Origin of the sequence: Streptosporangium carneum (assembly GCF_027922005.1) — a bacterium.
In the GTDB taxonomy this organism is placed as follows: Bacteria; Actinomycetota; Actinomycetes; order Streptosporangiales; family Streptosporangiaceae; genus Streptosporangium; species Streptosporangium carneum.
On the sequence record NZ_BSEV01000010.1, the window covers coordinates 194672 to 213618 of the forward strand.

Here is an 18947-nt window from a genome sequence, read left to right on the forward strand (position 1 = left end):
ACAGCTCAGCCTCGGCTGAACGTTTCCTGAGAGGGGAGACCCTCATCGTCGACCGCCCCCCTCGCTGATCGTGGTCGCGGTGATCGAGCCGTCCTCGCCGCCGGTCCCCTGCACGACCACCGTGCCACCGGACCTGAGGTCGGTGACCTTGCCTTCCCTGGAGACCCGCACGGTCGTCCGTCCCGTGGTGTTGACGGTGACGACCGTCCCGTCGGACCGCTGAAGGTAGACCTTGCCGCCCTCGACCCGCTGCACCGTGCCGAAGGTCACGCCGCCCATGCCGCCCGCGTTTCCCTGACCGCCCTGGTTGCCCTGGTTGCCCTGGCCGCCCTGCTGCCTGCCTCCGAAGCCGCCGTAGCCCCCGGGACCCCCGGGGCCACCGGGGCCACCGCCGTACCCGCCGGGTCCCGCCATGCCCTGCCGCATCGCGGCGGGGGCGCCTGACGTCCCGCCCTGGTCGCCCATCGCCTTCTGCGCCTGGATGCCCAGGATCACGCCCACCACGAGTGTCACCCCCGCACCGAGCACCAGCGTGAGCGTGGAAGGACGGTGTCGCGGCCCCGCCGCCAGCTCCTCCTCCAGGTCGCCCGCGAACGGGGAGGTCTCCAGCAGTTCCTCCGTCCCGGCCTTCTCATCCGCCCTGCCGCCCATGTCTTCTCCTCGCGTAAGTCGTACAGGTCATTCGTGCCGCAGCGCCTGGATGGGCCTGAGCTTGGCCGCCCGGTTCGCCGGATAGCCGCCGAAGAACAGCCCGATGCCCACCGAGACGCCCAGGGCGAGCACGATGGAGGACGGCACGAGCACGGGTGAGATGCCCGCGATCGTGAACCGGGTGCCGACGAAGGCGATCGCGACCCCTGTCAGCCCGCCCAGCAGGCTCAGCACCGTCGCCTCCAGCAGGAACTGGCCGAGGATCGCGCTCCTCGGCGCGCCGATGGCCTTCCTGATGCCGATCTCCCTGGTCCGTTCGGTGACGGTGACCAGCATGATGTTGGTGATGCCGATGCCGCCGACCAGCAGGGAGATCGCGGCGACGGCGCCGAGCAGGGCGGTGAAGACGCCGATGGTCGAGCTGACCGTCTCCTGCAGGGTGGCCTGGTTCAGGATCCGGTAGTCCGCGGCGCCCGTCGGGGTGATGCCGTGCCGCTGGTTGAGCACCGCCGTCACCTCGGCCTGCGCCGAGGTGGTCGTGTCGGCTCCCGTCGCCTGCACGACGATCGACCCGAGCGCGCCGAACCCGGTCAGGCTCTGCTGTACGGCGGGCAACGGCACGATGGCCACGTCGTCGGCGTCCTGCCCGCCGAGGCCGGAGCCCGACTCCTTGAGCACCCCGACCACGGTGAACGGCACCCCGGAGACGCTGACCTGCTCACCGACCGGGTTCGTGGAGCCGAACAACTCCTCGGCCACCGTCTGCCCGATGACCATGACCTTCCTGGCGGCGAGCACGTCGTCGTTGACGAAGTAGGCGCCGGTTCCGACGGGCTTGTTCGTCGCCTCGAAGTAACTCGGATACGTGCCGACGAGCTGGGAGATCGTGTGGCTGACGCCGTCGCGCACGGCGGTCGCGGAGGAGGTCGTCACCACCGGGGACACGCTCTTGGCCGACGGCACCTGTTCGGGGTCGGCGAGCGCCTTCGCGTCCTCCAGGGTGAGCTGCCTGGCCTGGGTGCGCGGCCCCGTGCTCTGCCTGTTCGCGCCGACCGGCCCGCCGAAGCCCCCTCCGGAGAAGGAGGCGGAGACGGTGAGGGTGTTGGCCCCCAGGCGCTGGATGCTCTGCTGGATGCTCTGTGAGGCGCCTTCGCCGAAGGCCACCAGCAGGATCACCGCGGCGACCCCGATGAGGATGCCCAACGTGGTCAGGAAGCTGCGCAGCTTGTTGGCGGCCAGCCCGCGCAGCGCGAAGCGCAGGATCTCCAGCCTGCTCACGACGCGGCCTCCGACACCTGAGGAGCCTGCGGCGTGCTCACGGTCTGCCGCGTGCTCACGGTCCGCGTCGTGCGGGGCGGCGGGCCGTCCACGGGCGCCTGACGGTCGTCCTCGACGATCAGTCCGTCGACCAGGCGGATGACCCGTTTGGCGTGCGCCGCCACGTCGTCCTCGTGGGTGATGAGCACGATCGTGCGGCCGGAGTCGCTCAGCCGGTCGAGGATCTCCAGCACGTCGCCGGTCGCCTTGGTGTCGAGGTTGCCGGTCGGCTCGTCGGCGAGCAGGAGGGCGGGCGAGGTGACCAGCGCCCTGGCCACGGCCACCCGCTGCTGCTGGCCGCCGGACAGCTCGTTCGGCTCGTGGCGGACCCGGTCGGACAGGCCGACCTGCTCCAGGGCCGCCAGCGCGCGGGCGCGACGTTCCTGCGGGGCGACCCCTCCGTATGCCATGGGCAGCTCGACGTTGGCGAGCGCGCTCATCCTCGGGATGAGATTGAACGACTGGAAGACGAACCCGATCTTCCGGTTGCGCAGTACGGCGAGCCTGCGCTCGTCCAGCGTCCCGACGTCGGTGCCGTCGATGAGGTAGCGGCCCGAGGAGGGCACGTCCAGGCAGCCCAGGATGTTCATGAGCGTGGACTTGCCCGAGCCCGAGGCGCCCATGACGGCCACGTAGTCGCCCCGTTCGACGGTGAGGGAGACCCCGCGCAGGGCCTGGACCTGGGCGTCTCCCCTGCCGTACGTCTTGGTGATGTCCGTGAGGGACAGGACGGGGGTGCTCACCGGCCGCCTCCCGCGCCACCGGGGCCGCCCATGCCTCCGCCGCCGCCGACACGCGTGCCGCCGCCGAAGCCGGGGAACCCTCCTGTCTGCTGGTTGGTTCCGGTGCTCACCGGACGGACGACCTGGTCTCCCTCTGCGAGCCCGGAGGTGATCTCGGTGAGCGCGTCGCCCTTGACCCCCACCTGGACCTGCGCGGACGTCTGCGCGCCGTTCCGCAGGACGGTCACCGTGCTCCGGCCCCCGGCCGTCGAGACCACGGTCGAGGGGACGGCCAGGACGTTCTCCGCCTGTCCCACGACGACCTTTACCGTGGCGGTCTGGCCGAGTCTGACCTCGTCGGGAACCTCGGTGAAGGAGATCGTCACCGGATACTGGACCACGTTGTTGCTGGTCGAGGCGGTCGGCTGGATCTGGGTGACCTTCCCGGACGCGGTGACGCCGGTGAGGGCGTCGAACGTGATCGAGGCCGTCTGACCGATCTTGAGCTTGGTGATGTCGGACTCGGTGAAGTTCCCGACGAGCTGGAGCCTGCCGATGTCGGCCATCTCGACGAAGCCGCCCGCCGTACCGCCCGAACCTCCTCCGGAGGAGCCGGAGCCCGCCCCGCCGCCTGCCCCGGATCCGCCCGAGCCTGAGCCGCCCGCCGTGGCGCTCGACGCCCCCGAGGAACTCGAGGAGCCTCCCTCCGTGCCGTTGACGGCGGTGACCGTGCCGGCGAACGGGGCCTTGATGACGGTGGCCGCCACCTCGCGCCGAGCCTCACGGTAGGCGTTCCTCGCGGTGATGTACTGGGCGTAGGCGGCGGCGGTCGAGGTGTCGTCGTCCGCGGTGTCGAGAGCGGCGGCCGCGGCGTCCAGGCTCTCCCTCGCGGAGCTGTCGTCCAGCCGGGCCAGGAGCTGCCCCTTCTTGACCTTGTCCCCGACCGCGACGTAGACCTTCTCGACGGTGCCGCTCGTCCCGAAGCCGAGCGAGCGCGCCCTGGCGCTCTCCACAGCCCCGGAGGCGGAAACCGAGGCGACCACCGTGCTCCGGGTCACCGAGACGGTCCGCGTCGCGGCGCCCGCGTCCGCGGCGGAGGGGGTCGCGCCCCCTCCGAGAGAGGAGTAGGCGATTGCCGCGCCGCCCAGCAACAGGACCCCCAGGGTCCCGTTCACAATCAGCGCTCCGCGCTTGGTCGACAACTTCACAGCGCCTGACCCTGGCGTACCAGACTTGGGCTAAACCCAACTCTTGCTGAGTGTTTGCTGCAAACGTCTGAGAAACTACGACATACAGGAAATCTTCAGGTGTTTGTGAGCAGGCAGTGAAACGGGCACGCCAATATGGTCGCCCATGAGACCGACCAATCTCCCGAAACCCGTGCGTGTGGGAGGACTCGCCCTGGCCGCCCTCGTCCTCGTGGGCGCGGGCGTTTTCTACACACTCGACGAAGGCTCGGACCAGGCCCCCGGGGTCGAACTCGTCTCCGCCAGACGCGGAACGGTGACCTCGGCGGTGTCCGCCGCGGGCAACACCGTGGACGACAGGACCAGGGACCTGGCCTTCGGCGGGGCGGGCACGGTCAGGAAGGTCTACGTCAAGGCCGGGGACAAGGTCGACAAGGGAGAGGTGCTCGCCAGCATCGGCTCGGCGCCCGCGCGGGAGCGGTACACCGCGGCCAAGGCGCAGTTCGCGGCGGCGCAGGAGGCGCTGGACGAGGCCGAGGAGAGGGCGGCGTCCCCCTCGGCTTCTCCCTCCCTGTCCCCGTCTTCCCTGTCCCCGTCGACGGCCCTGTCCCCGTCGGCGGCTCCGTCGCAGGGGCAGAACGGCGACCGGGGTCAGACGGGCTCCCCGGGGTGCGAGCCCACGGCGTCGCCGACCGCGCCGGTGAGCGCCGCCCCCACTCCCCGCCCGAGCGGTACGGCCACGCCGTCCGGGCCTCCCGGCCAGGGCCGTACCCCCTCGCCGGCCACGACCCTCGTGCCGGGTGTCACCCCCGTTCCCACCGGAGTCGCTCCTACCGGGGCCGTTCCCACCGGGGCCGGGCGGCTCGAGGCGGCGGTCCCCGCGGGCGGAGTCGTGCCCGCGGGACATCTCGTCAAGTCGGCGCCGACTCCCACTCCGGTCCCGTCCTCGGCCTCCGCCCAGACGCCGACGGCCACGGCCGCGACGGGGACGAGGCACGGGACGGACCCCGGCGGAGAGTCGCCCCGTCCCGCGCCGACGGTCACCGTCACCGTGACGGCCACCGCCACGGTCACCGTCACCGCGACCCCGCCCTCGCCCACGAGGCCCGGCCCCTCGAACGCGCCGACGGACCAGGGGGCCGAGCCGAGCCGGAGCCCGAAGCCCAGCTCGTCGGCCAGGCCGACCACGACCGGGAAGCCGACCGCGAAGCCCGGCGCCAGCCAGTCTCCCGGCCCCCGGCCCACCGCATGCCCCGGCCAGGACAACGGACAGGGCAACGGGCAGGGCAACGGGCAGGGCGCCAAGCAGAACAGCGGGCAGAACAGCGGGCAGGGCGACGGACAGAACGGTGTGTGGAACACCGGGCAGGGAACCAGGCAGAGCACCGGGCAGCAGCTGGGCGCGAACCGGGGAGCGACCGGGCAGGACGGCGCGGCGGGAGGCGGACAGGGAACGCTCAGCGTGGAGCAGGCCGAAGCCCGGGTGAAGCGGGCGCAGGCCGACCTCACCGACGCCAGGCAGGAACTGGCCGGAGTGCGGATCGTCGCCCCCGCCGACGGAACCGTGATGTCCGTGGCGGGCGCCGTCGGCGACAGCGTGGGCACCGGCGCGTTCCTCACCCTCGGAGACCTCGACGAGCTCCAGGTCGAGGCGCTGTTCACCGAGTCGGACATCGGCAGCCTGAAGCTGGGACAGCGGGCCACGATCACCCTGGCCACCCGGGAGGGGCAGAAGTACACCGGCACGGTCACCCGCATCGCTCCCACCGCGACGAACAGCGGCCAGCTGGTGAGGTACGGAGTGACGATCGCGTTCGACAGGACGCCGGGCGACCTCATGGTCGGCCAGACCGCCACGGTCACCGTGACCGTGGCCGAGACCGCAGAGGCCCTCTACCTCCCGGTGCAGGCCGTGCGGACCAAGGACGGCGTCTCCCGGATCACCGTGCAGAACGGCGGCGAGCGCGTGGTGACGACGGGGGTGCGCGGCGACCGGTACGTCGAGATCACCTCCGGGCTCGCGGAGAACGACCGGGTCGTGCTTCCCAACGGGGCCACGGCCGGAGGATTCCCCGACAGCAGCTGGCCGGGAGGCGTCTCAGAAACCCCGTGACCCGGGGGCCCACCCGGGCCCCCGCCGTACATCCGCGCCGGTCAGGCCCGCGTCACCTCTCGCCGCACCGGCGCCGGATGGGAAAGCCCCGACAGGTCCGGTGAGAGGCCCCGGTGGCCGATACGGGAGAACGGAACCACGGCGCACCCACCTGCGACCACCCGAACAAGACCAGCCCACGCACACCGAAACCCCAACCGACAACGCGAACCCGCGACCCACACCAACAACCACCCGAACAAGACCAGCGCACACACACCGAAACCCCAACCGACAACGCGAACCCGCGACCCACACCAACGACCGTCGGAACGAGAGCACGGCATGCGCACCGGACTCTCGAACGACAGGGCGAAGCTGCGGCACGCGCACCGACCGTCCGATCAGGCCGACGAGAGCACGGCGTGTGGCGTGCGCATATCGGCAAGCACTGTGCAGGAACCGGCAACGACTTTCCCACCGCTGCCTGACACGCTTACGGAGCAGGCGAACCGAGGGCCGACGCTCTCCGGGAAATCGTCGGCGTGACAGCGGCCGAGGATGTGCGTGCCGCTCCGGAAATCCCTTTCCGCGTCTCCGGAGCGGCACGGACGAAGGCCGCGAAGAACGTCTTCTCCAACGAAAGGACAGGACATTGCGCGTGCTCAAGCTCGCCGCGGTCGGCGTCGTCGCCATGGGGGCCGTGTTCTTCAGCGGTGCCATCGCCCATGCCGACCTGACCCTGGACGGAAACGGCGTGCCGCCGGTCGCGGCGCACACCGACAGCTGGAACTTCCCCAAGTGACGGCTCTCCGCAGTCCTCTGTAGGCGTCAACCGTCGCGGCAGGCGGAAAGCGGGTGAGACCCCGACGTCCGCTCTTCGTGCCTGAACGGGGGCAAGCCGGAGCGGACGTCGGCAGGAGTCCGAACGGACGTCGGTAGAAGTCCGAGCGGACCCCGGGAGAGACGTCAGGCCGCGACATCAACCGGGGTGTCGCGGCCTGGCCCTCTGCCCGGAGCAGCCGGATCCGGAGAGTGGACCGTCCGGACCCGGCAGCGGACCGTCCGGATCCTCGGGGGCTGGATCCGGACGGATCCGGAAGATGGATCCGGCTGGACACAGGGGCAGATCAGTCAGACTCGGGGGATGGGGCCGGCTGGACACCGGGCGGAACAGTCAGACCCGGGAGACAGAACCAGCTGAGCATGGGGCGGGACAGCCAGACTCGGGGGATGGGTCCGGCTGGACACGGGGGCGGAAGAGTCGGGCCGGAAGGAGCCGGAAGGACGAGTCTGGCTGGAGTTGGAGGACGGGACCAGCCGGGGTCGGGGTGGATCAGTTGGAGTCGGGGGCGAGGGGGAGCATGACGCGGAACGTCGAGCCCTTGCCCAGGTCCGACTCGACGGCGACGGCGCCGCCGTGGGCCTCGACCATGGCGGCCACGATGGCCAGGCCCAGACCGCTGCCGCCGTCCTCGGGCGTGCGACGGCCCCGGGAGGAGTCGACGCGGTAGAACCGCTCGAAGACACGCTCGCACTGCTCCGCGCTGAGTCCCGGGCCCTCGTCGGCCACCTCGACGACGGCCATGCCGTCCTGGGCCGAGAGCGTCATCCGCACGGGCGTGCCGTCCGGGGTGTGGGTGAGCGCGTTGGTCATCAGGTTGCCCACGACCTGGCGAAGCCGTACCTCGTCGCCGCAGACGATGAGGGCGGCACCGTCGACGGAGAGCGTGACCTCGCGGGCGGGGGCGAGGATGCGGGCGTCGTGGACGGCGTCGGCGGCGATGGCGAGCAGGTCGACCGGGCGCATGGCCATCGGCCGCTGCTGGTCCATCCGGGCGAGCATCAGCAGGTCGTCGACCAGCAGACCCATCCGGACCGCCTCCGACTCCACCCTGCGCATCAGCGGCGCGGGGTCGACGTCGGGCGCCTGGCGGTAGAACTCGGCGAAGCCCCTGATCGAGGTCAGCGGCGTGCGGAGCTCGTGGGAGGCGTCGGCGACGAACCTGCGCATGCGCTCCTCGGAACGGCGGGCCGAGACCTCCGACTCCGACCTGGCCTGGAAGGCGGCCTCGATCTGGGTGAGCATGCTGTTCAGCGACTGGCCGAGTCTGCCGACCTCGGTGGCCGGGTTGGCGTCGGGGACGCGGCGGCTCAGGTCTCCGGCGGCGATGGCCTGGGCGGTGCGCTCGATCGCCTCGAGCGGACGCATGCTCCGCCTTATGATCACCACGCCCACCCCGGCGAGCACCAGCATGAGCCCGCCTCCGCCGAGCAGCTCGACCAGCGCGAGCTGGCCGACGATCTGCCGGACCTCCGCCATGTCCACGGCCAGCACGAGGCTTCCGCCGTTCTCCAGGGGGATGCGGTGGACCCGCCACTCGCCGCTCTCGAACGGGTATCTCCCCTGTCCGGGGGGAACGCTGGGCCCCGGCCTGCCCTCGACGTCGGTGCCGACGAGCAGGAGGGTGGTCGCGCCCTGCGCGTCGCGGACCTCGATCCTGGTGTCCGCGGGAACCGGCCTGCCGACCAGTGAGGCGGGGCCGCGGTGCAGGCGGCGCATCACGCTTTCCGCGGTTATGCGCCCCTGGCTGTCGGCCCGGTCGATCAGGTAACCCCGCATGATCGAGACACTGCCGATGCCGATGAGGGCGAGCGCGATGGTCAGCAGGATCAGGACGACCGCGATCAGTTTCACCCTGAGCGGGGTGCCCCCGCCCATCACTGTCCCGGTGGGAGGCGTAGCACGTAGCCGACTCCGCGCAGGGTGTGGATCAGCCGGGGATCGACGTTGTCGATCTTCCGTCGCAGCACCGAGACGTAGGACTCCACGATCCCCACGTCGCCCCGGAAGTCGTAGTCCCATACGTGATCAAGTATCTGGGCTTTGGACAGCACCCGTCCCGCGTTCGCCATGAAGTAGCGCAGGAGCTTGAACTCCGTCGGCGACAGCGCCACCGCCCTGCCCCCGCGCCACACCTCGTGGCTCTCCTCGTCGAGCTCTATGTCGGCGAAGGTGAGCCGGGGCGGCCTGGTGAACAGCTCCCCCGCCCCGGTACGGCGCAGCACCGCCCTGATCCGGGCCACGACCTCCTCCAGGCTGAACGGCTTGGTCACGTAGTCGTCCCCGCCTGCCGTCAGCCCCCGGATCTTGTCCTCGGTGGCGTCACGCGCGGTCAGGAAGACCACGGGAGTGTCGGTGCCGCCGCCTCGCAGGCGTCGCACGACGTCGAAACCGTCCATGTCCGGCAGCATGACGTCGAGCACGATGAGGTCGGGGCGGTAGCGCTGGACCGCGGCGACGGCGTCCGTTCCGTTGCCCGCCGTGTTCACCCCGAACCCCGCGAACCGCAGGCTCGCGGCCAGCAGTTCGAGGATGTTGGGCTCGTCCTCGACGATCAGCAGGCGGGCTTCGGGTGAGTCGGTCACGGATTTATCTTCACTTGCCCACATGAAAAAGCTGTTAACGGGTCAGCACTGAGGTTAGCCCTACGATATGCCTGGCTATCGCCAGACTGGACGTCGCCGCCGGCGACGGGGCGTTTCTCACCAGCACCACCCGGCCGTGCACGTCGATCGCGAAGTCGTCCAACATGCTCCCGTCGCCCGCCACCGCCTGGGCCCTGACACCACCCGTCGTCCTGACCAGATCCGCCCTGGTGAGCTCGGGTACGTAGCGGCGCGCGGCCGCCAGGAAGGACCCCTTGGCCATCGAACCGAGCACCTCCCGCACCCCGGTCCGCCAGTGCTTGGCGGCCAGCCGTCTGGTCCCCTTCCAGGCCAGGATCCTCCGCAGGTCGGTGAGATCGATGTCACTCCAGGAGTAGCCCTCAAGCGCCAGGGCCATGACCGCGTTCGGGCCGACGAGCACCTCGCCGTCGATCCTGCGGGTCAGGTGCACGCCGAGGAAGGGGTAGCGGGGGTCGGGAACCGGATAGATCAGTCCTCTGACCAGGTCCTTCGACGCGCCGGCCAGCGCGTAGTACTCACCGCGGAAGGGGACGATCCGCACGTCGCCCACGGCTCCCGCCATCCGGGCGACGGTGTCGGTGCCGAGCCCCGCGCAGACGATCAGCCGGTCGAAGGCGAGCCTGCGCCGCCCCGCCAGCACCTCGACGCCGCTCGCGGTCTCCCGCAGCGCGCGGACCGGATGCGACAGCAGCACCGAGCCGCCCGTCTCCGTCACGTCCTGGGCCAGGCGGCGGGCGACGGCGGGGAAGTCGGCGATCGCGGTGTGCGGGGAGTGCACCGCGGCCACCCCGACGGTGTGCGGCTCGACCTCGCGCAGCCCGAGGGCGTCCAGCTCGGCGATTCCGGGAACCCCGTTGGCCCGGGCTCGTTCCGCGATCGCGCGTAGTCCGGGCCGCTCGGCCGCGGTCGAGGCGACGACGAGCTTGCCGACCTCGTCGTAGGGAATGCGGTGCTCGGCGCAGTACTGCCTGAGCAGGGCGACTCCCTCCCTGCAGAGCCTCGCCTTGAGCGAACCCGGCTGGTAGTAGATCCCCGCGTGGACGACTCCGCTGTTGTGCCCGGTCTGGTGGGCTCCGACGTGATCCTCCTTGTCGAGGACGGTCACCGTGGCCTCGCAGCTCCGCGCCACCTCCCTGGCGACGGCGAGACCCACGATCCCCGCACCGACGACCCCGACGTTCACGTCCCTACCTCCCCGATCGCCGACAAGCCGACCACCAGCGCCCCCGCCTTCCCCTGTTCCTCACACAGAGCTCCTCACACAGAGCTCCTCATACGGAGCTCCTCCCGCGAAGCCGACGAGGCCGCGTGGTCCGGGCCGCCGGAACGCACATGCTCGAAAGCTAGCGTCAACTCTCTCCAAAGGAGAAGGGGCTTGTACCGCCTTGTTGGGGATCGTAACCGTGCGACCGTTCCGTCCTGCCCTGATCGCGAAATCCGGGTGTCCGGCAATGCCGTACGGCCTGAGCCTCCCCCGGATCCCCACAACGGCGCGGCCCCGCTTCGAAAAGCCCGTCACCCGCGGAAGCCCTCCCGAACCGCGTCGCCGTGCGCCCGCTCCAAAAAACTCGTAATCGGACGCCCGGCCTCACATATCGATGTAGCATTTCCGCAGTTCAGCGCATGAATCAATCCCCCCGGCCATGCCCTGAAATCGTCATTTACGGCATGTCCGTTCATCGGGGGAATTAAATGGAAAAATCGCATGCCGGGGCTCAGATGCCCCTGCGTGTTCTCCTGCTCGGCGTGGCCGCCTCCCTGGCAGCCGCTCCGGCTCTCGTCCTCGGCGCCCAGTCGGCCGCCTCGGCCGGGACCGTCAGGTCCGACGCCGAGGGATGCGCACTGGTGAACGGCGGCTTCGAGGAGCCGGGCGGCCTGCGAGGACAGGGTCACCTGCGCAGAGACGTGCCCGGCTGGAGCACGTCGTCGAGTGACGGCGTCATCGAGCTCTGGGGTCCCGGCAACCGTGCCGACCCGATGAACTTCACCGTCCCGGCCGACAGCGGAAGGCAGTTCGCCGAGGTCAACGGAACCGCGGTCTCGACCCTCTACCAGGATGTCGAGACCGAGCCCGGCTCGACGCTGACCTGGAGCCTGGCGCACCGGGGACGCACCAGGGGCCCCGGCAGCGAGGACGTCCTGCGGGTCAGGATCGGCGGGGTCGTGCAGACCCCGGAGGGCCAGGACTCCCCCGACATCTCCGACAGCAGTGCCGCCTGGGGACACTACAAGGGCAGCTACCGGGTTCCCTCCGGCCAGAAGGTCACCAGGGTGGAGTTCGTCTCGGTCTCGTCGGGGACGGGCCTGCCGACCTACGGCAACTTCCTCGACTCGGTGGAGATCTCGTGCGAGGCCCCGTGCGTGCGGAACCTCCCGCCCACCTCGCCCTACCTCCTGCTGTCCGGGCTTGTGGGACGCCGCCTCAACGGTTTCCTCGCCTCGACCGACCCGGAGGGCGGCGAGATCACCTACAGCCTGAACAGCCCCGAGGGACCGCAGCCCCAGGTGGCGGTCCGGCCCGACGGCTACGTGACCTTCAGGTCGTCCAGCCCGGGCATCTACGAGGTGCCGGTCAGGGCCTGTGACAAGGACGGCGAGTGCAGCGACGGCAGGGTGGTCGTCGTGGTCTACGGCTTCCGCTCGGGACCGCTGACCGGTCCGATGGTCAAGCTGTCCACCATCAAACGTACGGCCTCCCCGCTCCACAGCGAGTAGGGCCCAGCCTCTCTCCACAGCGAGCAGGGCCCCAGCCTCTCCGGAGTGCGCAGGGTCCCAGCCTCTCCGGAGTGCGCAGGGTCCCAGCCTCTCCGGAGTGCGCGGGGTCCCAGGCGAACCACCCCGACGACCGCCGGGCCGCACTCCCGGCCCGGCGGTCATCCGTCCCGACGGTCAACTCCGCCCGGTCCGGTCGACGCGGCGCGGTCCGGTGAACACGGCGCGATCCGGTCGACGCGGCGCGGTCCGGTGAACGGTCGCGCTCAGCGCATCCTGCCGACGGCCGCCCGCAGGCGGCGCACATCCCGCAGCCGCGCCTCGTAGGTCGCGCCGACCACGACGAGCAACACCCCTCCGAGCGCCATCGGCACCCAGCGAGGCACCGCCATCACGGCCTGCGTGATCCACGGAGCCAGCTCGTGCAAAGCGACGGCGGCCAGGGCGAGTCCGCCCAGCAGCGCCGGGGCCTGGAGCCGGAAGCGCGCCCCGGCCAGCAGCACGGCCAGGCACACCGTACCGAGCAGCAGCGGCCTGACCCAGCCTGCGCCGGTGAGCATCGCGACCACGCTGGGCAGCAGGCTCGAGGCGAGCCCGGTCCCGTAGGCCCTCCACGAGGAGACGGCGCGGCCACGCGCTCGCCACCAGCCGAACGCCAGCAGGACCAGTGAGAACGGCACGGTGTACGCCTCGACCACGGTGATGTCCGAGGCGAGCAGCCTCAGCCACGAGGCGACCAGTAGCAGGCCCGTTCCCGCGTACCCGGCCCACCGCCGGTCAGGCCGCAGCGCCGTGCCGACCATCAGCACCCCGGCCGCCGCGCAGGCCAGCGCGGCCAGCGACAGGCTGTCCGCGGTGAGCGGCAGGGCCACGGCCGCGAGAGCGTATCCGGCCGTCTCCACGCCGATCGCGAACGATGAGCTCCTGCACCTGCCCGCCACGGCCGCCGCGACGCAGGCCACGGCGAGCATGCCGAACGTCGCGTGCCGCGCCGGCCACTCCAGGGCGAGTCCGGCGGCCAGCGCCTCCCCTCCCATCAGCAGCGTCGCCAGCCCGGCGGCGGCGGCCCGCACCGCCCGCCCGGCCCGCTCCCGCCCGAGGAACACGACCGCCGCCGCCACCAGCGCGACCACCGGCAGCACGACCAGGGTCGCGGTCTTGGCGGCGAGCGCCCACGAGAGCGCGAACGAGGCCGTCCACAACCCCGCCGCGGCGCCGAACGCCCCGTTGGCGCGGCTCCGCGCGGCCGCCCACGCCGAGGGGCCCAGCCCCACGGCGAACAGACCCACCTCAAGCCAGTACGGCATGCCGACGGAGACCGGCAGCGTCACCAGCACCGGGGGCCACGCCAGCAGCCCCGCCCTGAGCGCGCCCCCGCGCCCCGCGACCTGCCAGGAGGCCGTCACCGCCGTGGCCGCGAGAAGCGCCACGATCACGACGAGGATCACGGGGCCTGTGGGATGCCCCTGTGGGGTCCATGGGAAGGCGAGCGGGCGGTAGAAGCCGAGGGTCCCGACAAGGTGCTCGATGACCGGCGGCACCGCGAGCCCGGCCAGCACCACGCCCAGCGCCTGCCCGACGCCTCGCCGGGGATCGGCCCCGCCGTCTCCTGCCGCCGCGGATCCGGCGCCGGCCACCCTCGCGGCCCCGTCCCCCACGGTCCCGTTCCCCGCGGCTCCGTCCGTCACGGCCCCGTCCCTCACGGCCCCGTCCCTCGCGGTCCCGTTCCCCGCGGCTCCGTCCGTCACGGCTCCGTCCGTCACGACGGCGGAGCCGTACCGGAGGGAGAGGAGGACGGCCAGCACGGAGCCGACCGCCAACGACAGCGACAGCCCGTCGGCGACCGGCTGCCAGCGCGTCCCCACGGCCACGGCCCAGATCAGACCGGTCGCCGACAGCACCGCCATGACCAGTGCCGTCGCCGCCGCCCACGGCGTCCTGGCGGTGAACGTCGCCGCGCTCCACACGGCCAGCAGCACGGCCAGCGCGACGTAGGTCTCCGTCCGCCCGGTGAGCGCGGTGACCGCCCCGAGCACCGCCACGGGCACGGCCGTCGCCGCGAACGCCGTCGCCCGCGCCGGCACCCCGGTCAGGGTCAGGCAGGCCACGAGCGCGACGGTCATGAACAGCAGGACGACCAGACTCGCCGGGTGCCCCCAGCCATAGGCGTTCGGGGCGACGGCGATCGCGACCGTGCCCGTGATCAGGCCGAGGACGCCCACGTCCTTCCGTCCCCGCCGGGCGGCCACCGCGGAGGCGGCCGCGAGCAGCCCCAGCACGACCGGGGCCGATTCCGCGGGAAACTGCTGCCAGCCGGGGACGGCGCCGTGGGGCCCCGACCACACCCGGTCCAGCCAGGTGAACGGCGCAAGCAGCGTGGTGACCGTCCACGGGAGGAACGGAAAGGCGGTGAGCGCGGCCAGGACCCCGGCGGACACCGCACCGGCCGAGCGCACCCGCGCGTCGTTCAGGCCGGGCAGGTACAGCGCCGCCGCCGCGGCCGCCAGCGCTCCCACGGTGTACGGGACGCCCAACCAGCCCGGGGGGAGGAGCTGCCAGAAGGGAGCCGCCAGACCTGCGGCCAGGGCGAGCATCGACCCGGCCGTGAGGAGCCTGAACCTGCCCTCCCCGACCCGCGGCACGCAGGCGAGCCCGATCACGGCCAGCGCGACGAGCAGGACTCCTCTGACCGAGTTGGCCGCCAGGCTCACGTCACCGGGAAGCCTCCCTGCCCCCAGCGAGGAGGCCAGGAACCCGTAGAGCACGCCCAGCGTCCACACCACGCCGAAACAGACCCCCGCCGTCGTACGTCCGACGGAACGAACATGCCCCGCGCGCCCGCCGGAATTCGTGAGGCCGGACGGCCTCTCTGCGTGGCCGGACGACGCCCCTGGGAGGCCGTCCGGCGTCGCGGGCTCGCCCGCTTCACGGGCCGGCAGAGCTCCACCCGTCGTCCGGACGAACAGCAGGAGGGCCGCGTCGGCCGCGGCCGTCGCCGTGAGGGCGGCGGTGATCCAGACGTCCGTCTCACCGAACGCGAGCAGCGGGAGTGGGAACTGGGCGAGTACGATCGCGACCGGCAACGGCAGCCTCAGCGGCAGCAGTCGCGAGTAGCCCGCCATGAACAGCGCGACCAGCCCGAACAACAGGGCGGCGTAGTGGAGCGGGTCGAGGCCGTCGGCACCCGCCAGGCCAACCCGCCGGGCCGCGTAGCCGTCCAGGAAGAGCAGGGCGACGCCGAACAGCGTGATCGTCTCGGCGGTGGCGCCGAGACCTCTACCTGCCAGGAGCTTCGGCGCGGCGAAGGTGAGCCCGGTGACCCCGGCGAGGATCGCCGCCCTCCCGCCGATGCCGATGTGCCCCCAGCTGACCACCGTGAACACCACGGCCGCGACGACCAGCAGCAGGCCGCCGAGTGACAGCAGCAGGTTCTGCACGGCCTTGGGCGAGAAGTCCCTGCGCGGCGCGGACTCGGCGTTCCCCGGCCCGAAGCCCCCGTGCGTCCCGCCTCCAGGGCCTCCCGCCCCCGGACCGAAGCCTCCACGCCTCCCGGCCCCCGGGCCTCCGCCGGACGCGGCGGCTCCCTCCCTCGCCATCTTCGGAACGGTCGTGCCTCCCCGTCCCCTTTGAGCCTCCCCGACTCCCCGGGTTCCCCCGGCTCCCTGCAGTCCCTGGACCTCCTGAGGGCCAGGTGCGGCAGGAAATCCCCCGGCCAGACCGGCGCGCTCGGCACGGAGCAGGCCGAGCAGGTGGTCACGGCGGCCCAGCAGCTCCGCCTCCCTGGCCCGCAGCCTGGTCAGCTCCTCGTCGAGCCGCCACAGCTCGGCCGCCACCGGCCCCCTGAGCGGGAGCGCGCAGCGCGGGCAACGGTCGGGAGCCCCCGTGACGGGCGCGCCGCACTCCGGGCAGCCAACCCCCGGTCGCGGGCGGCGCGGACCCGCCGGAATCTGGTCATGCATACCATGAAGGATGCCGGGCCACGGTTGCGATCCGCTTGCGGAGAGATACTCAATCTTTGCTGAGTACCCCTTTTTCCCTGCATCCTCCAGGCTTTCCCTTTCCCTACACCCTTCAGGCCTTCCCGACACTCTCCACGAGCGGTGACGGACCGCCCGACTCGGGCCCGGCCACGACGGAGCGCGGGACCAGACGGCCTACCGGGTGCGGCGGGCGATGAAGGTGATGAGGCCGGTGGCTCCCGCCGCGGCCGCCAGCCAGAGGGCCACGGCGGAACCCGGCACCCCGGCGTCGGCGCCGGTGTCCTCCCGCGCGTCGGCGACCAGCGTGGTGGCGCCCCCCTTGCCCTTGCCCGCCCCCTTGCCGGCGTCTCCCGTCGGCGTGGGAGCGGGGGAAGGAGCCGTCTCCCGCAGGACGCTCTCCGGCAGCGGCACCCGGTAGACAGGGCTGTTCTTGCCCTCGGTGCCGGTCAGCAGCGCCTTGCCGTCGAGCGTGTAGGCGATGGACTCGGCCTGCTCGAGCTGCGGCATCGACACCCGGGCGATCTGGTCTCCCGGGGCCCGATACACCGTGGCGGAGAAGTAGGTGCGGATCACGAAGCTCGACCCGTCGGGGGCGTACGCGGCGTCGGTCGCCATGACGGGCGCGGAGCCGACCTTGCGAAGCACGTTGGTCCTGTCGGTGCGCAGCCGCTTCGGAGCCTCGTAGACCGAGCCGGCGAACTCCTTGCTCACGATGTAGAGCCGCCCGGTGCGCGGGTGGACCATGACCCCCTCGGCGTTGTGACCGCCGTCCTCGTAGCGGAACCGGTAGCGGACGGCGGGAACGGCGGCGTCACGCACCGAGGTGGGCTCGGGGACCCGGTACACCGAGATGTCGGGCCACGCCCCGTCGAAGTTGTCGCCGATGTCGGCGAACCAGAGCACTCCTCGCCCCGTCTTGGGGTCCTTGGTCGCGGCCATCCCCTCCCAGTCGCGGGCCGCCGCCCCCTGCAGGGTGTACTTCGCGCGGGTCCGCCCGTCGGCACCGACCGCGAAGAAGATCGGGCCGTCGGAGCTGTCGTTGTGGGTGTAGTAGACGTCCTTGTGCGTCGGCGAGACGGCCAGGCCGCTCGACTCGGTGATCCGGCTGTCCCTGAACGTGAAGAGGGGCGTCTCCTCGTCAGGCTCCCGCTGCGCCCATGCCCCCTGCCCCGGCGACAGCGCCATCCCGGCCAGCGCGGCCACCACGAGCACGCGAATCACGACATACCCCGGTCTACTCGCCATCCAGCCATCATGCCCTGTGTGACGCCGTACCGGCGGGAGCCGACGCCGTGTCCGTGACGGGACCTCCCCTAACGAGAACCGCCCCTTGACGTTCCCGGAAAACGGGCTCGCCTTGAGTGCACTCCAGGTGCTTAGGGTGGAGCGCATGGACTACACGCAGCTTGGCCGTACCGGCCTGAAGGTCAGCCGCCTCTGCCTGGGCACCATGAACTTCGGCCCTCTGACCTCGGAGGAGGACTCCTTCGCGATCATGGACCACGCCCATGAGCTGGGCGTCAACTTCTTCGACACAGCCAACGTGTACGGCTGGAAGCAGGGCGAGGGCATCACCGAGAACATCATCGGACGGTGGTTCGCCAAGGGGGGCGGGCGTCGCGAGAAGACGGTCATCGCCACCAAGCTCTACGGCTCGATGGGCGACTGGCCCAACGAGAACCTGCTGTCCGCGCTGAACATCCGCCGTGCCGCCGAAGCCTCGCTGAAGCGTCTGCAGACCGACTACATCGATGTCTACCAGGCCCACCACATCGACCGGAACACCCCGTTCGAGGAGTTCTGGGAGGCGATGGACGTCCTGAAGCAGCAGGGCAAGATCCTGTATGTCGGGTCGTCCAACTTCGCGGGCTGGCACATCGCCAAGGCCCAGGAGACCGCCGCCCGCCGCAACACCCTCGGCCTGGTCTCCGAGCAGTCGCACTACAACCTGATCGTCCGGGCCCCCGAGCTCGAGGTCATCCCGGCGTGCGAGGACTACGGACTCGGCCTGATCCCGTGGAGCCCGCTGGCGGGCGGCCTGCTCGGCGGCGTCCTCCGCAAGATCGACAAGGGACGCTCCGCGTCGGAGCGGATCGTCCAGGAGCTGGACAAGCACCGCGACAAGATCGAGCGCTACGAGGCGTTCTGCGACGAGCTCGGCGAGGACCCGGCCAACGTCGGCCTTGCCTGGTTGCTCCACCAGAAGGCCGTCACCGCCCCGATCATCGGCCCACGCACGCTGGAGCAGTTCGACGGCACCACGAAGGCCTTGGAGATCAAGCTGGACGACAAGGCCCTCACCACCCTCGACGAGATCTTCCCCGGCCACAAGACAGCCCCGGAAGACTACGCCTGGTAACCCAGGAAGCCATCTCCACACGCGCGGGGAACAGCCCACCGGGGTCACACCACCGGTCACACCCTGGGGGCAATCCCCGCGCGAGGAGCAGCCAAATCACTACACAATTGGCAGCCCCTCATCGAGACCACCCCCGCGTGCGCGGGGAGCAGCACTCCATGAATCCCACCGGTCTCCGCGTCACAGAGTCCCGCCGGCCGAGCCCCCTCCCTCACCATGCTGTGGAGCCTTACGGCGCCGGTACGGCGAGCGGTGGCGCGGACGTGTCCGGCGCTGTGAACGGCGAGCGACCCGGCAACCTTCCGCGATCGCCCCACCGGATGTAGGGGTGAGGAAGCACGGCGTTCACGGCCAAGCCGCACTTCTCGCCGCGTCACGGAATCCCACCGGCCTCCGCGTAACGAAGTCCCATCGACCGAGCCCCCTCCCTCACCGTGCCGTGAAGCCTTACGGCGC

13 protein-coding genes are annotated in these 18947 nt (G+C 71.4%); 4 read left to right on the top strand and 9 right to left on the bottom strand.

Annotated features, from left to right (window positions below):
* Positions 1–42: 42 nt before the first annotated feature.
* The 4 genes from PKF00_RS22705 to PKF00_RS22720 are packed head-to-tail and all read right to left on the bottom strand — an operon-like array spanning position 43 to position 3898.
* Complete coding sequence (locus tag PKF00_RS22705; RefSeq protein ID WP_271219620.1) at positions 43–651, bottom strand: hypothetical protein; 609 nt, start codon at positions 649–651, stop codon at positions 43–45.
* A 27-nt stretch (positions 652–678) separates the two neighbouring features.
* Positions 679–1929 (bottom strand): ABC transporter permease, encoded by a 1251-nt coding sequence (locus PKF00_RS22710; RefSeq protein WP_271219621.1) that lies wholly within the window; start codon positions 1927–1929, stop codon positions 679–681.
* Positions 1926–2711, bottom strand: a complete 786-nt coding sequence (locus PKF00_RS22715) for an ABC transporter ATP-binding protein (RefSeq protein ID WP_271219622.1) — start codon at positions 2709–2711, stop codon at positions 1926–1928. Before PKF00_RS22715 ends, PKF00_RS22710 begins: the two co-directional genes overlap by 4 nt.
* Positions 2708–3898, bottom strand: coding sequence for an efflux RND transporter periplasmic adaptor subunit (locus tag PKF00_RS22720; RefSeq protein ID WP_271219623.1), 1191 nt, complete (start codon positions 3896–3898; stop codon positions 2708–2710). The genes PKF00_RS22715 and PKF00_RS22720 overlap by 4 nt, the downstream gene beginning before the upstream one ends.
* Before the next feature lie 145 nt (positions 3899–4043).
* On the opposite strand from PKF00_RS22720, the gene PKF00_RS22725 reads away from it, so the two are divergent.
* A complete protein-coding gene (locus tag PKF00_RS22725) occupies positions 4044–5990 on the top strand; it encodes an efflux RND transporter periplasmic adaptor subunit (RefSeq protein ID WP_271219624.1) in 1947 nt (648 codons plus the stop codon).
* A gap of 634 nt (positions 5991–6624) precedes the next feature.
* On the top strand, positions 6625–6774 hold the full coding sequence (locus tag PKF00_RS22730; protein ID WP_271219625.1) for a hypothetical protein: 150 nt from the start codon (positions 6625–6627) through the stop codon (positions 6772–6774).
* Between the two features lie 531 nt (positions 6775–7305).
* On the opposite strand, the gene PKF00_RS22735 is transcribed toward PKF00_RS22730, so the two are convergent.
* The 3 genes from PKF00_RS22735 to lhgD are packed head-to-tail and all read right to left on the bottom strand — an operon-like array spanning position 7306 to position 10623.
* On the bottom strand, positions 7306–8667 hold the full coding sequence (locus PKF00_RS22735) for a sensor histidine kinase (protein ID WP_271219626.1): 1362 nt from the start codon (positions 8665–8667) through the stop codon (positions 7306–7308).
* 23 nt (positions 8668–8690) lie between these two features.
* A complete protein-coding gene (locus PKF00_RS22740; RefSeq protein ID WP_425582198.1) occupies positions 8691–9398 on the bottom strand; it encodes a response regulator transcription factor in 708 nt (235 codons plus the stop codon).
* A 34-nt stretch (positions 9399–9432) separates the two neighbouring features.
* Positions 9433–10623, bottom strand: a complete 1191-nt coding sequence (gene lhgD, locus PKF00_RS22745) for an L-2-hydroxyglutarate dehydrogenase (protein WP_271219628.1) — start codon at positions 10621–10623, stop codon at positions 9433–9435.
* A gap of 536 nt (positions 10624–11159) precedes the next feature.
* Between lhgD and PKF00_RS22750 the strand changes: the two genes are divergently transcribed.
* Positions 11160–12155, top strand: a complete 996-nt coding sequence (locus tag PKF00_RS22750; RefSeq protein ID WP_271219629.1) for a hypothetical protein — start codon at positions 11160–11162, stop codon at positions 12153–12155.
* A 263-nt stretch (positions 12156–12418) separates the two neighbouring features.
* Here the strand turns inward: PKF00_RS22750 and PKF00_RS22755 are convergent, their stop codons facing one another.
* The gene (locus tag PKF00_RS22755; protein WP_271219630.1) at positions 12419–16111 is read right to left on the bottom strand and encodes an SCO7613 C-terminal domain-containing membrane protein; all 3693 of its coding nucleotides are present in this window, start codon (positions 16109–16111) and stop codon (positions 12419–12421) included.
* Positions 16112–16306: 195 nt separating this feature from the next.
* Positions 16307–17377 (bottom strand): hypothetical protein, encoded by a 1071-nt coding sequence (locus PKF00_RS22760; RefSeq protein ID WP_271219631.1) that lies wholly within the window; start codon positions 17375–17377, stop codon positions 16307–16309.
* A gap of 145 nt (positions 17378–17522) precedes the next feature.
* Here PKF00_RS22760 and PKF00_RS22765 point away from each other — a divergent pair, with 145 nt between their 5' ends.
* Positions 17523–18491, top strand: a complete 969-nt coding sequence (locus PKF00_RS22765) for an aldo/keto reductase (RefSeq protein WP_271219632.1) — start codon at positions 17523–17525, stop codon at positions 18489–18491.
* Positions 18492–18947: the final 456 nt, after the last annotated feature.